Genomic DNA, 13,182 nt, shown 5'->3' on the forward strand with positions numbered 1-13,182 from the left:
AAAACGCATTACAAGGTGTTTTGTAACCGATCACGGTAACGCTGAATGTGCTCCACGATGGGTTCCGATTTGGTGAAGGTCCTGATTTCGCGAAATAGCTCGTTAGCTTGAGGATATTCTTGACGCAAGTAGGTAAACCATTGCTTGACTCGGTTGGGATAGTAAAAGCCTTTATCGCCTCTAATTTCAAATTGCGAATAGCGCAGGAGCAGATCAACCACTTCATGCCAAGGCATCACTTTATGGTTATGTTTCACCACATTGCCTAAATTGGGAACGTTGAATGCACCTCGACAAACCATCAATGACTCTACGCCCGTCGCTTTAATACAGGCTTGACCATCGTCATAGTTCCAAATTTCGCCATTAGCGATCAGAGACAGAGACGTCTTCTGGCGTATCTGATTAATGTAATCCCACTTAATTTCACTGGCGCGATAACCGCCCGCTTTTGTTCGGGCATGAACTGTGAGCTCGTTTGCTCCAGCTTGTTCAATCGCATCGACAATTTCAAAGCAGTCGTTAGGGTCTTCCCAACCTAAGCGGATTTTAGCCGAAACAGGGATCGCTTTCGGTACCGCATCTCGGCATGATTTTACCACTTGATAAATCAATTCCGGATGTTGTAACAGCGCCGCACCGCCTTTGTGTTTGTTGACCGTTTTCGCTGGGCAACCAAAGTTCAAGTCAATGCCGTGCGCGCCTAATTCAGCAACTCGTGCGGCATTTTCTGCCATCCAATGTGGCTCTTGGCCGAGCAGTTGAACGTGCACGGGAACACCTGCTTGTGTTTTTGAGCCTGTTTTCAGTTCAGGACAAAGGCGATAAAAAACGTGGTCAGGCAATAATTGGTCAACGACACGCACAAATTCAGTCACGCACAGATCGTAATCATTCATCTGGGTGAGCAGTTCACGCATCAAGTGGTCTAGCACACCCTCCATTGGGCCCAAAATTACACGCATCATCATTTCGCCTTAAAAATTCGAGGCGAGATTGTAGTGGTTACCGAATCAAAAGTCACTAAATGCAAGAGTTGGTATATAATCCTTGGTCAACCATTTTAACTGTACAGATTTTCATGACCTACTCATTGCTCTCTCTACCTCAATCAGCTCCTCAATCCGCTCATTTTTTTGAAGGGGCTATTTTGGCATCCAATTTCGCCACTAAGCCGTTAGAACCCACAACTTGGTTAGAACCTTTAGTGGGGGAGCAAGTCAAAGCACTTGAACCAGTGGTGATGGCGCAAATTAATCTGCAGTATAACTTGCTCAAACGTAGCGAATATTCGGCGTTAGCCTTGCTAGATAATGCGACTCAGTGGGCTGATTTTGCTGAAGGGTTTATGAGCGTCTGGCCAGTCGTTGAACCGCAATGGTTAGAGACTCAAATTGGTGATGGCAGCCTGCGCATGCTGCAAGCTTTGTTGACCACCTTCATGTTAGCCATCGATGAAACACAAACACAGCAGCAGATGAGCGAAGCGGGTTTTGCAACACCACCCAGTTTGAGTGATTTTGCTGAGCAGTTAGATGTCATGATCACTGAAGTGGCGTTAATGGCTGATGAATTAATGCTCGGCATGAAAACGCAGCGGGTTAACCCATTTAAAGAGATTGGACGCAATGATCCTTGCCCGTGCGTCAGTGGCAAAAAATTCAAACAGTGCTGTGGCCAGTAAAGTACGCCGCCTGAGGTTTAATCTCAACAAAACGCTGACAAACCCAAGCAAATAAGCCCTTATAAACGAGTTATTTTGATAAATAAGTTGTTCTGATAAGTGAATGCTTCTTAAGAGAAGAGGGCCTTATCAATAAACGTTATAGAAAACGTTATAGACAAAAAATTGTTATCCATGGAGTGTGGTAATCATGAAAAGAGTGTTAGCCCTGTTGCTGTGTAGTTTTTCTGTCGCTGTTTTGGCTGCGCCAAAAGACGAGTTGAGCCAACGCCTCGCGCTGAACGCTGGTTTTAGCGCTACCTTTGCCCAGCAAGTGATCAGCCCTGAAGGTGATATTGTGATGGAAGGTCAGGGGAAAGTTGATATTGTTCGGCCAAGCCTTTTCCGTTGGCAAACGACCGCTCCTGATGAAAACTTACTGGTGTCTGATGGTAAAACCTTATGGTATTACAGTCCATTTATCGAACAAGTGAGTATTTATAATCAAGAACAAGCGACGGAACAAACTCCTTTTGTGTTGCTGACTCGTAATCGCGCCAGTGATTGGGATCACTATAAGGTTGCACAAAACGGTGATGATTTCACCCTAACGCCAACCGCGGTAGATTCAAACCAAGGGCAGTTTCAGATAGCGATTGATGAGAAAGGGATCGTGAAAGGTTTTAACGTGATTGAACAAGATGGACAGAAGAGTCTGTTTACGTTTAGCGATGTACAACTAACACCGGCCGCTAAAGCGCGTTTCACGTTCCAGATCCCGCAAGGTGTCGAGGTTGATGATCAACGTAATTGAGATAGGGACTAAGGCGTGAGTAATTATAGTGTGGGTAATTACAGCAGTGTGGGTAACTACAGCTTAGATTTTTCGGGTGATGAAGATTTCCGTCCGTTGGCCGCTAGAATGCGCCCTCAGACGGTTGAGCAGTATATTGGCCAGCAGCACATTTTAGGTGTGGGTAAACCCTTGCGGCGTGCATTAGAGGCTGGTCATATTCATTCGATGATCTTGTGGGGGCCGCCCGGTACGGGTAAAACGACCTTGGCTGAAGTGGCGGCGAATTACGCCAATGCAGAGGTTGAACGTGTTTCTGCGGTGACTTCTGGCGTTAAAGAGATCCGTGCTGCCATTGAAAAAGCGCGCGAAAATAAAATGGCGGGTCGACGTACTATTTTGTTTGTAGACGAAGTGCATCGTTTTAATAAATCTCAACAAGATGCCTTTTTGCCACACATTGAAGATGGCACTGTGACTTTCATTGGTGCCACGACAGAGAATCCCTCTTTTGAACTCAACAACGCTTTGCTATCTCGTGCTCGGGTGTACAAATTAACCTCGCTGGCTAGCGATGAAATTTTGCTGGCGCTCAATCAAGCAATCAACGATGCCGATCGCGGTTTAGGTAAAGTCGCAGCGCAGTTTATGGATAACGTGCTCGAACGTTTGGCTGAATTGGTCAATGGTGATGCGCGCATGTCACTCAATTATCTTGAGCTGCTGTACGACATGGCCGAAGAGAATGCGCAAGGTGAAAAGCTCATTACGCTCAAACTGTTGGCCGAAGTGGCAGGCGAAAAAGTGTCGCGCTTTGATAATAAAGGCGATATTTGGTACGACCTTATCTCTGCGGTGCATAAATCGATTCGAGGTTCCAACCCCGATGCGGCGCTGTATTGGTCGGCCAGAATGATCGCAGCAGGCTGCGATCCACTTTATATCGCTCGTCGTTTATTGGCGATAGCTTCGGAAGATGTTGGCAACGCCGACCCAAGAGGCATGCAGGTGGCGCTCGCCGCTTGGGACTGTTTTACCCGCGTTGGTCCTGCGGAAGGTGAACGTGCTATTGCACAAGCGATTGTCTATTTAGCGTGCGCGCCCAAAAGTAATGCCGTGTATAGCGCGTGGAAGCAAGCCTTAGCTGATGCGCATAATTTGCCAGAGTATGAGGTGCCGCCTCATTTGCGTAATGCACCAACCAGTTTGATGAAAGATCTTGGTTATGGAGCACAATATCGCTATGCCCACGATGAACCGGGAGCTTACGCGGCTGGCGAAAGTTATTTGCCGCCTGAAATGAGCGATACACGCTACTACCAGCCAACAAATCGAGGTTTAGAAACCAAAATTGGTGAAAAGTTAGATTACTTGGCTAGTTTAGATGCAAAAAGCCCACAAAAGCGCTATGAAAAATAGTCTCTTTTCGTTATCTTTGTCGGGTTCAATTTTCTCTACGCGTCGCTCTTATTAGAAAGGGATGCAGGCGCGTTTTTCATAACTAAAAGCATAGGATTAGCAATGCTGGATTCTAAATTACTTCGCACTGAGCTGGATGAAACAGCTGCAAAATTAGCGCGTCGCGGTTTCAAACTCGACGTTGAGACAATTCGTCAACTTGAAGAACAACGTAAGTCCATTCAAGTAGAAGTTGAAAATTTACAATCCTCGCGCAACTCCATCTCCAAAGAAATTGGCCAAAAAATGGCCGCCGGCGACAAAGCGGGCGCAGAAGCAGTCAAGCTACAAATCGGCTCTCTAGGCAGTGACTTAGACGCGAAAAAAGCGCAGTTGAATGACATCCAAGCACAATTGGATGCGATTACTCTGTCTGTACCCAACGTACCAGATGAATCGGTTCCTGATGGTAAAGATGAAAATGACAACGTAGAAGTTTCTCGTTGGGGCGAACCCAAAACTTACGATTTTGAGCTCAGAGATCACGTTGATCTTGGTGAAATGGCCGGTGGTTTAGATTTTGCTAGTGCGACTAAAATTACAGGCGCTCGCTTTATCGTGATGAAAGGCCAATTTGCTCGTCTGCACCGTGCGATTGCTCAGTTCATGCTGGACTTGCACACACAAGAACATGGTTATACAGAAATGTATGTCCCTTATCTTGTCAACGCTGACAGCCTGTTTGGTACTGGCCAGCTACCTAAATTTGGTCAAGACCTATTCCATACTGAGCCACTAACTGAAAAAGTGAATGATGAAGAGCCACGTAAACTGTCTCTTATCCCAACGGCTGAAGTGCCGGTAACGAACTTGGTGCGTGACACCATTTCTGACGAAGCCGATCTGCCACTTAAAATGACGGCTCATACACCTTGTTTCCGTTCTGAGGCGGGATCGTATGGTCGCGATACACGTGGTCTTATCCGTATGCACCAATTTGATAAAGTCGAATTGGTTCAGATCACGCGCCCAGAAGATTCAATGGCGGCGCTGGAAGAGTTAACGGGTCATGCGGAAAAAGTGCTGAAATTGCTTGAACTGCCGTACCGTAAAGTGGTGTTGTGTGCAGGTGACATGGGCTTTGGCTCTCGCAAAACTTACGATCTAGAAGTGTGGGTTCCTGCGCAAGGTACATACCGTGAGATCTCCTCTTGCTCAAACATGTGGGATTTCCAAGCGCGTCGTATGCAAGCCCGTTTCCGTCGCAAAGGCGGTAATAAACCTGAGCTTGTGCATACGCTGAACGGTTCAGGCCTTGCTGTGGGCCGTACTATGGTGGCCATTTTGGAAAACAACCAACAAGCCGATGGCCGTATTGCCGTTCCTAGCGTACTGCAACCATACATGGGTGGCGCAACGCACATCGGTTAATCATGATGCGTTAAACACAGTAAAAAAACCGACTTGCGAGTCGGTTTTTTTATGCATCAATAGTATGTGTCGGTTCTATTTAAGCCCCATCGATTTGAAAGCATTGCGAATTTTGCAATGCCACCGCTACAGCGTTGATCAGTTTTTCAATGTCATCTACTTGGCTAATAAACGGTGGCATCACATAGATTAAACAGCCAAAAGGACGGATCCAGACCCCTTGCTCAACAAATAGCGCTTGAATGACTTCCATATTGACAGGGCGATGCGTTTCAATCACGCCGATAGCGCCCAGCCAGCGCGTCTCTTTTACCATCTCAAAACGGTTAAGCATGGGCAGTAAATGAGCAAATTGCGCTTCAATACGCTGGGTTTGCTGTTGCCAATCGCCCTGTTCGATGAGCTCTAAGCTGGCGCAGGCGACGGCGCACGCCAATGGGTTAGCCATAAAGGTTGGCCCATGCATAAAGCAGCCCGCTTCGCCAGCACAAACCGTATCGGCGACTTGCTTGGTCGCCAGTGTGGCCGAAAGCGTCATATAGCCACCCGTTAAGGCCTTACCGACACATAAAATATCAGGCGCGATATTAGCGTGCTCGCAGGCGAAGAGCTTTCCAGTACGGCCAAACCCAGTTGCAATCTCATCGGCAATCAGTAGCAGACCATATTGATCGCAAAGTGCGCGCACGCCTTTTAAAAACTGAGGGTGATAGATACGCATACCGCCAGCACCTTGCACAATTGGTTCTAAAATCACCGCCGCAAGCTCTTGATGAGCGTGCATTATTTTATCTCGAAAATCATCGAGATCGCGTTCATCCCACTCATCCCAAAAACCGCAAGTTGGCGAATCGGCAAAAATATGCTGCGGCAAAAAACCTTTGTAGAGCGAATGCATTGAGTTATCTGGATCAGTGACTGACATCGCGGCAAACGTATCGCCGTGATAGCCATGGCGTAAGGTGAGAAATTTCGCTCGTGGTTGACCTTTTGCATGCCAGTATTGCAGCGCCATTTTTAAACTGACCTCCACGGCGACAGAGCCAGAATCGGCTAAAAATACGTGCTCAAGATTGCTTGGCGCTAATGCCAGTAATTTTTTACAAAGCGTAATGGCGGGTTGATGTGTGATACCGCCAAACATCACGTGTGACATTTTATCAATTTGCTGATGCGCAGCGTAATTAAGGTGTGGATGGTTATAACCATGAATAGTTGCCCACCAAGAGGACATTCCATCAATCAAGCGTCGCCCATCTTCCAAATAAAGATGGACACCTTGAGCGTGAGTGACGGGATAACAAGTCAATGGCGTCAGCGTTGAAGTGTAGGGGTGCCAGATATGTTGGCGGTCGAAGAGTAAATCCATGTTGAGTCCATATTGCTGGTTTTGATTAAAAAACAATCAAACGTAAACTTATGTTTTCTTTGGTTGTTGACAGTCTATCGCTTGTCAGTAGACTAGCCAAGTAACAAAATAATAAAACTGAATAAGGAAGAGATGTGGAAGTTCGTCATAACTGGACCGTTGCTGAGGTGAACGCACTGGTCGAAAAGCCGTTTATGGATCTACTGTTTGAAGCGCAGCAAGTACATCGTCAATACCATCCCAAAAATTACGTGCAGGTCAGCACGTTACTTTCTATTAAGACGGGAGCGTGTCCTGAGGATTGTAAATATTGCCCGCAAAGTGCGCATTACCGGACTGATGTTGATAAAGAACGGTTGATGGAAGTCGAGCGGGTGTTAGACGCGGCGCAAAAAGCGAAGCGCTCTGGCTCGACCCGCTTTTGTATGGGAGCGGCGTGGAAAAACCCGAAAGCGCGTGATATGCCTCTCTTGAAAGAGATGATCAGTGGCGTGAAAGAGATGGGCTTGGAAACGTGTATGACGTTGGGCATGCTAACGCCTGATCAAGCAAGCGAGTTGGCCAGTGCAGGGCTTGATTATTACAACCACAACCTAGATACCTCACCTGAATACTATGGCAACATTATCACCACTCGAACCTATCAAGATCGCCTTGATACTTTATCGCACGTGCGCGATGCAGGAATGAAGATCTGCTCTGGGGGAATTATCGGTATGGGAGAGAGCGCTAATGACCGCGCTGGCCTGTTGGTGGAATTAGCGAACTTACCAACCCATCCTGAAAGTGTACCGATTAATATGCTGGTCAAAGTGAAAGGCACACCGTTAGAGCAAGCCGAAGATGTCGAAGCGTTTGATTTTATTCGTCTGATTGCTGTTGCTCGGATCATGATGCCACAATCGGCGGTGCGTTTATCGGCTGGACGTGAAAATATGAATGAGCAGATGCAAGCGCTGTGCTTTATGGCAGGTGCAAACTCCATTTTCTACGGTTGCAAGTTGCTAACGACTCCTAATCCTGATGAAGATAGCGATATGCAGTTATTTAAAAAACTGGGTATCAATAGCCAACAAGTGAGCCAAAAACCGGATGAAGTTGCAGAAAGTGAGCTGCTTGAACGTGTCGTAAAACGGGTGGCAGCTCGTCCTACTAAAGATGATCTTTTCTACGATGCCAGCGTTTAATTCACGTATTTCAGCGGCGCTCAGTGCTCGTCACGATCTTGGGCTTTCTCGTTCTCTTATCGAGCTTGAGGGAGGCAACCAGGTTCGATTGTGCAAAGATGGCCGCCAGTATCTTAACTTTTCCAGTAACGATTACCTTGGCCTTGCGCACGACTCAGAATTGATTGACGCTTGGCAGCAAGGGCTGAGTATGTACGGTTGCGGTAGCGGTGCATCTCCTTTGGTCACTGGTTTTAGCTCAGCCCACCGCAACCTTGAAGCCAAATTGTGTGAGTGGCTAGGTTATGAGCGAGCCATTTTGTTTGGATCGGGGTTTAGTGCTAATCAGGCACTGCTGTTTAGCCTGCTCAATAAAGACGATTTGCTACTGCAAGATAAACTTAACCACGCCTCTTTGATGGAAGCAGGAATGCTTTGCGCAGCCAGTATGAAGCGTTTTCGGCACAACGATGTCACTCATCTTAAGCAACAGCTTAACAGCGATAGTCATACATTAGTGGTGACTGAAGGGGTCTTTAGCATGGATGGTGATTGTGCAGCGCTGTGCGAAATCACGGATGCACTGCAAGGTGAAGCGTGGTTGGCAGTCGATGATGCACACGGCATCGGTGTGTTGGGCGAGGGTGGGGCAGGCAGTTGCAGCGCGGCAGGAATAAAACCACAGCTCTTAGTGGTGACCTTTGGCAAAGCCTTGGGGTTATCGGGTGCAGCTATCTTATGCAATCAAGAGGTGGGTGACTTTCTTACGCAGTTTGCTCGTCACCACGTCTATTCTACAGCCATGCCGCCAGCGCAAGCTTATGCAGTAACTCATGCTATTTCAATGGTCACTCAGCAGCCGTGGCGCAGAGAAAAACTGACTGAGCTGCAAGCTTATTACGCTGAATCCATGCAAGGTTTCGATGGCTATGTTGAAACGCTAACGCCAATCAAACCCTACCTTGTTGGTGAGGCGCAAACAGCATTGAATATCGCCGATCAATTGCGACATAGCGGGTGTTGGTTGACCGCGATTCGCCCACCAACGGTGGCTCAAGGCCGTGCCCGATTGCGTATCACTCTAACCGCCAATCACACTATTGCTGACATAGAGCAACTAACCACACAACTGCAACGTGCGCTAGAGGAGAGCTGAATATGCCACAAACTCATGCCATAGAGATAAATACGCTGCATGACAAAGCCGCCATTGCCCACTCTTTTAGCCGCGCGGCAAAGCATTATGATGTACATGCCGCTTTTCAACGTGACGTAGGGCACCGTTTATTGGACAAAATGCCGCGCAATCTAGTAGGAAAAAGAGTGCTCGATCTTGGTTGTGGTACGGGCTATTTTTCAGAGCAACTGCGGCGTAGAGGGGCGTATGTGGTATGTGTTGACCTCTCAAGTGAGATGCTAGTACAAGCTAAAATACGTTGTGGTGATGTTGGCGTCACCTATTATCAAGCCGATGCTGAGGCGCTTCCTTTCGCCAACGCCTCTTTTGATTACGTTTTTTCTAGCTTAGCGCTGCAGTGGTGTGATGACCTTGTTCTACCACTGCGACAAATTCACCGCGTATTGAAACCACAAGGGACGGCTTATTTTTCGACATTATTGGACGGTTCGCTGTTTGAACTGAAACAAGCGTGGACAAAAATTGATACACATCAACACGTCAATGATTTCATCACACTCAATCAGGTAAAAATTGCGTTAGCGCAATCTCACGGTTACCACCATCAACTAGACTTGCCTTCGATCACAGTTTGGTATGACAAAGCTTTTTCCTTGATGAGAGATCTTAAAGGAATTGGTGCAAATCACGTAAGTGGACGCTCACAAGGGTTAACAAGCCGCAAGGCTCTACTGCAAATTGAGCAGGCATACCAAGCATTTCAAAACCATCAAGGTCTTCTACCTGCAACTTATCAGGTTTGTTTAGGGGTTATACATCGATGATTGATGCATTTTTTATTGCGGGTACGGACACCGACGTTGGAAAAACGGTCGCTTCAAAAGCGATTCTACAAGCATTAGCCGCCAAGGATTTGGTGACTATTGGCTACAAACCCGTTGCCGCTGGTAGCGAAAAAACGGAATTTGGCTTACGCAACTCAGATGCATTACATCTGATGAAAGCGGCAACCAAAGAGATGCCCTATGGTGATGTGAATCCATATTCTTTAGCGCTCCCTACATCACCACATATCGCCGCAAAACATGAACACGTCGAGATTGATTATGGCGTGCTCAGTAGCAAATTAGCTAAGCATAAAGCGAATGCTGACATTGTGTTGATCGAAGGTGCTGGTGGTTGGCGCGTTCCGATCTCCGATACGGACTGCTTGTCTACTTGGGTTAAACAAGAACAGCTACCAGTGGTATTAGTGGTAGGGATTAAACTAGGTTGCTTAAGCCATGCAATTTTAACAGCGGAAAGTATTATCGCCGACGGGTTGAAGATTGTTGGCTGGGTAGCCAACCGAGTGAACCCCGGAACTGAGCATTACGCTGAAATTATTGCAATGTTGGAATCGCGCATTCCAGCGCCTAAGCTTGGTGAAATACCCTATGTGCCAACGGTAAAACGGCAACAAATTGGTAAGTATATTAATGTTGATCCGCTGCTTGCGTCAGAGTAAGCGATGTGAATCAGCCCAAAGGCATCTCTTAGCGAGATGCCTTTTTTGATCAAGCAGATTATTACCGCAGCTTATTGACGGGGGTTTTCGCGAACTGAGCTAAAACAACAAAAGCGAGCACCAGCAAGTTAGCAGCATAGATGACCACTAGCCACTGTGGCATGGAAAGCGTTAAAAATTGCCATACCACTTTCGAACAGTCACCGTAAGCTTCGAACATCCAAGGTGCCCATTGATTGAGTGGTGCCCAGCTTGGAAAAGTGACAAATAAATCACAAGTGGCAAAAGGAGAAGGGTTGAATTGGTAATCCACATGTTGCAGAGCTAAAGTCAAACCTTTATAAGCACTGGCTCCCCAAGTAACGAGTCCAATCCAACGAACAATCGGATTATTGGGTGCGATTAAGCCAAGCAGAGCTGCTCCGCCAATTCCTAGCATCGCCACACGTTCATAAATGCACATCACACACGGTGCGAGCATCATGATGTGCTGAAAAAAAAGCGCACAAGCCTCAAAAAAAACCACAAAAAGAAGTAATAAAAACCAAGATTTTCTCGATTGAGAGAACAGTTTCAGAGTAGAAAAAAAAGTCACATTCAATACCTGTAAAGAATAAAAAGCCCTGATAGTTCAGAGCTTTTTAACTTAGATAAGTTTCATTATCAACCGAATATTTTAATGCCCAGCAGAGATGGCTTGAACTGCTTTGGCTGAATGGTGCGTAATCCACCCTAAGTCATAAAAATGCGCAGTCATGGGTTCAACTAAGAAGACAATGCCAAACAGGCCAACTAATGCCAATACAATCGTGTAGGGCAGAGCCATGATGACCATTTTGCCATAAGAAAGGCGGATCAATGGTGCAAGTGCTGATGTTAATAAGAATAAGAAAGCGGCTTGACCGTTTGGTGTTGCTACTGACGGTAAGTTCGTACCTGTGTTAATCGCGACAGCCAATAAATCGAATTGGTCACGTGTGATAACACCTTCTAGTAGCGCTGTTTTGACTTCATTAATATAGACAGTGCCAACGAAAACGTTATCCGAAACCATCGACAAAAGCCCGTTAGCCACATAGAAGAGAGCAAGCTGAGCCCCTTTATCTTCAACATTCAACACAGCATCGATAACTGGCTTAAAGAGTTGTTGATCGATAATTACGGCTACGATGGAGAAGAATACCGCCAGCAGCGCCGTAAAGGGTAGGGCTTCTTCAAATGCTTTGCCTAGCGAATGTTCTTCTATCACACCAGTAAATGCTGTCGCCAAAATAATAACTGAAAGACCAATCAATCCAACTGCCGCTAAGTGCAGTGCCAATCCAACAATCAGCCAGACAGCAATAGCGCCTTGGATCCAAAGTTTTGCGACGTCTTGATTGGTTCGATTTTTGCGCTCAGCCGTGTCAAAATCGACCAGAATTTGACGAACGTTAGCGGGTAATTCTGCGCCGTAACCAAATAGCTTCAGCTTTTCAACCAATACACAGGTCAAAATACCACAGAGAAAAACAGGTACGGTTACCGGAGACATACGGATGATAAACTCGCCAAAAAACCAACCTGCTTGATCGGCGATGATCAGGTTTTGTGGTTCACCAACCATGGTCATCACCCCGCCTAAAGCGGTACCTACGCCAGCATGCATCAGTAGTGAGCGCAAAAACGCACGATAGTTTTCTAGGTCATCACGTGTTAGTTCTGAGATATGCTCATCTTGAGTATGGTCATGAGCGGAGCTTGTCCCTTGTCCCGATGCCACTTTGTGATAAATCGAGTAAAACCCGACGGCGACACTGATGACCACAGCAATAACTGTTAAAGCATCCAAAAATGCAGACAGGAAAGCAGCTGTAATGCAAAAGGCGACCGAAAGCATCGCTTTTGAACGAATACCAAGTAGTATTTTGGTGAAGATGAACAGCAATAGCTGTTTCATGAAATAGATACCAGCCACCATAAACACCAGTAGCAGCAGAACTTCGATGTTATTCACAAGCTCATGTTTTACTTGCTCTGCACTGGTCATCCCAATGGCGATAGCTTCGATAGCCAGTAAGCCACCAGGTTGCAGGGGATAGCATTTAAGCGCCATCGCTAGGGTGAAAATGAATTCAACCACAAGTAGCCAACCAGCAATAAATGGGTCGACCAAAAAGAAAACAATCGGGTTGATAATGAGAAAAGCAATAATGGCAACTTTGTACCAGTCAGGGGCTTTACCAAGAAAGTTCTTGAGAAAAGCGCTTCCGAGGGACACATCGGCATGGGTAGTTCTCTTACTGTTGAGATGATAGACGCTGTCAGCTTATCTTTAATTCATTATGTGAAGTGGCCAAATAGAACGTGTTAAACACGAAAACAGTATCTATCGGCAATGTTCTAGCGAAACAACAAACCGTTTAGGGATTATGGTTTTACCAAGACACTCCTTGAGTGAGACAAGCAATCCTTACTTCGACCGTCACTCTACTCCGCAAGCTTTTTTAGTCAATAATAATCAGGTTATTGATAAAACACTTACCGATATTTTGGTCAAAAACGCGATCAAAGTTGGGTAAGCATAGCATAAGAGTTGTGAAAAATTCACGCCGAGCCGTATTTTGAAGTGGAGTTAAGGTAATAGGCATCTAAATGACTAAAAAGAGCGAATTTTGCAAGCTTAAATTGATTATTTTAAGTTTATTAATGTGAGTTATATCTCTTTATTTTTTCTA

The 13,182-nt window shown here is 46.2% G+C and carries 12 protein-coding genes; 8 read left to right on the forward strand and 4 right to left on the reverse strand.

Going from position 1 to position 13,182, the window contains the following annotated elements; genetic code table 11:
* Positions 1-8: 8 nt before the first annotated feature.
* A complete protein-coding gene (gene dusC / locus AACQ21_RS09515) occupies positions 9-965 on the reverse strand; it encodes a tRNA dihydrouridine(16) synthase DusC (protein WP_096036799.1) in 957 nt (318 codons plus the stop codon).
* Between the two features lie 62 nt (positions 966-1,027).
* Here dusC and AACQ21_RS09520 point away from each other — a divergent pair, with 62 nt between their 5' ends.
* The 4 genes from AACQ21_RS09520 to serS all read left to right on the forward strand — a co-directional run bounded on the left by AACQ21_RS09520 (position 1,028) and on the right by serS (position 5,285).
* Complete coding sequence (locus AACQ21_RS09520) at positions 1,028-1,684, forward strand: YecA family protein (protein WP_105976961.1); 657 nt, start codon at positions 1,028-1,030, stop codon at positions 1,682-1,684.
* Between the two features lie 190 nt (positions 1,685-1,874).
* Complete coding sequence (gene lolA, locus AACQ21_RS09525; protein ID WP_047687948.1) at positions 1,875-2,477, forward strand: outer membrane lipoprotein chaperone LolA; 603 nt, start codon at positions 1,875-1,877, stop codon at positions 2,475-2,477.
* A 48-nt stretch (positions 2,478-2,525) separates the two neighbouring features.
* Positions 2,526-3,875, forward strand: coding sequence for a replication-associated recombination protein A (locus AACQ21_RS09530; RefSeq protein WP_026028684.1), 1,350 nt, complete (start codon positions 2,526-2,528; stop codon positions 3,873-3,875).
* A gap of 102 nt (positions 3,876-3,977) precedes the next feature.
* Entirely contained in the window at positions 3,978-5,285 is a 1,308-nt protein-coding gene (serS, locus tag AACQ21_RS09535) for a serine--tRNA ligase (protein ID WP_094499872.1), read from the forward strand.
* 79 nt (positions 5,286-5,364) lie between these two features.
* On the opposite strand, the gene bioA is transcribed toward serS, so the two are convergent.
* Positions 5,365-6,654, reverse strand: coding sequence for an adenosylmethionine--8-amino-7-oxononanoate transaminase (gene bioA / locus AACQ21_RS09540; protein WP_105976962.1), 1,290 nt, complete (start codon positions 6,652-6,654; stop codon positions 5,365-5,367).
* A gap of 134 nt (positions 6,655-6,788) precedes the next feature.
* On the opposite strand from bioA, the gene bioB reads away from it, so the two are divergent.
* From bioB to bioD, 4 genes are read left to right on the forward strand one after another with little or no spacing between them, the layout of a single operon-like run.
* Positions 6,789-7,841 (forward strand): biotin synthase BioB, encoded by a 1,053-nt coding sequence (gene bioB / locus AACQ21_RS09545; RefSeq protein ID WP_013856509.1) that lies wholly within the window; start codon positions 6,789-6,791, stop codon positions 7,839-7,841.
* Positions 7,813-8,976 (forward strand): 8-amino-7-oxononanoate synthase, encoded by a 1,164-nt coding sequence (gene bioF / locus AACQ21_RS09550; RefSeq protein WP_105976963.1) that lies wholly within the window; start codon positions 7,813-7,815, stop codon positions 8,974-8,976. Before bioB ends, bioF begins: the two co-directional genes overlap by 29 nt.
* 2 nt (positions 8,977-8,978) lie before the next feature.
* On the forward strand, positions 8,979-9,782 hold the full coding sequence (bioC, locus tag AACQ21_RS09555; RefSeq protein ID WP_105976964.1) for a malonyl-ACP O-methyltransferase BioC: 804 nt from the start codon (positions 8,979-8,981) through the stop codon (positions 9,780-9,782).
* Positions 9,779-10,465, forward strand: a complete 687-nt coding sequence (gene bioD, locus AACQ21_RS09560) for a dethiobiotin synthase (RefSeq protein ID WP_038148451.1) — start codon at positions 9,779-9,781, stop codon at positions 10,463-10,465. The genes bioC and bioD overlap by 4 nt, the downstream gene beginning before the upstream one ends.
* Before the next feature lie 61 nt (positions 10,466-10,526).
* Here the strand turns inward: bioD and dsbB are convergent, their stop codons facing one another.
* Both dsbB and nhaB read right to left on the reverse strand, forming a co-directional pair.
* Entirely contained in the window at positions 10,527-11,066 is a 540-nt protein-coding gene (gene dsbB, locus AACQ21_RS09565; protein ID WP_013856513.1) for a disulfide bond formation protein DsbB, read from the reverse strand.
* Positions 11,067-11,141: 75 nt separating this feature from the next.
* Complete coding sequence (gene nhaB / locus AACQ21_RS09570; RefSeq protein ID WP_105976965.1) at positions 11,142-12,725, reverse strand: Na(+)/H(+) antiporter NhaB; 1,584 nt, start codon at positions 12,723-12,725, stop codon at positions 11,142-11,144.
* Between the last annotated feature and the right edge of the window lie 457 nt (positions 12,726-13,182).

The sequence above is a fragment of the Vibrio sp. V01_P9A10T6 genome, assembly GCF_963877065.1.
Lineage (GTDB): Bacteria > Pseudomonadota > Gammaproteobacteria > Enterobacterales > Vibrionaceae > Vibrio > Vibrio anguillarum.

Excerpts from the sequence above, each read along its gene's own strand:
- dusC (WP_096036799.1), bottom strand. The coding sequence starts at position 965 with ATGCGTGTAATTTTGGGCCCAATGGAGGGTGTGCTAGACCACTTGATG.
- AACQ21_RS09520 (WP_105976961.1), top strand. The coding sequence starts at position 1,028 with ATGCAAGAGTTGGTATATAATCCTTGGTCAACCATTTTAACTGTACAG.
- lolA (WP_047687948.1), top strand. The coding sequence starts at position 1,875 with ATGAAAAGAGTGTTAGCCCTGTTGCTGTGTAGTTTTTCTGTCGCTGTT.
- serS (WP_094499872.1), top strand. The coding sequence starts at position 3,978 with ATGCTGGATTCTAAATTACTTCGCACTGAGCTGGATGAAACAGCTGCA.
- bioA (WP_105976962.1), bottom strand. The coding sequence starts at position 6,654 with ATGGATTTACTCTTCGACCGCCAACATATCTGGCACCCCTACACTTCA.
- bioF (WP_105976963.1), top strand. The coding sequence starts at position 7,813 with ATGATCTTTTCTACGATGCCAGCGTTTAATTCACGTATTTCAGCGGCG.
- bioC (WP_105976964.1), top strand. The coding sequence starts at position 8,979 with ATGCCACAAACTCATGCCATAGAGATAAATACGCTGCATGACAAAGCC.
- bioD (WP_038148451.1), top strand. The coding sequence starts at position 9,779 with ATGATTGATGCATTTTTTATTGCGGGTACGGACACCGACGTTGGAAAA.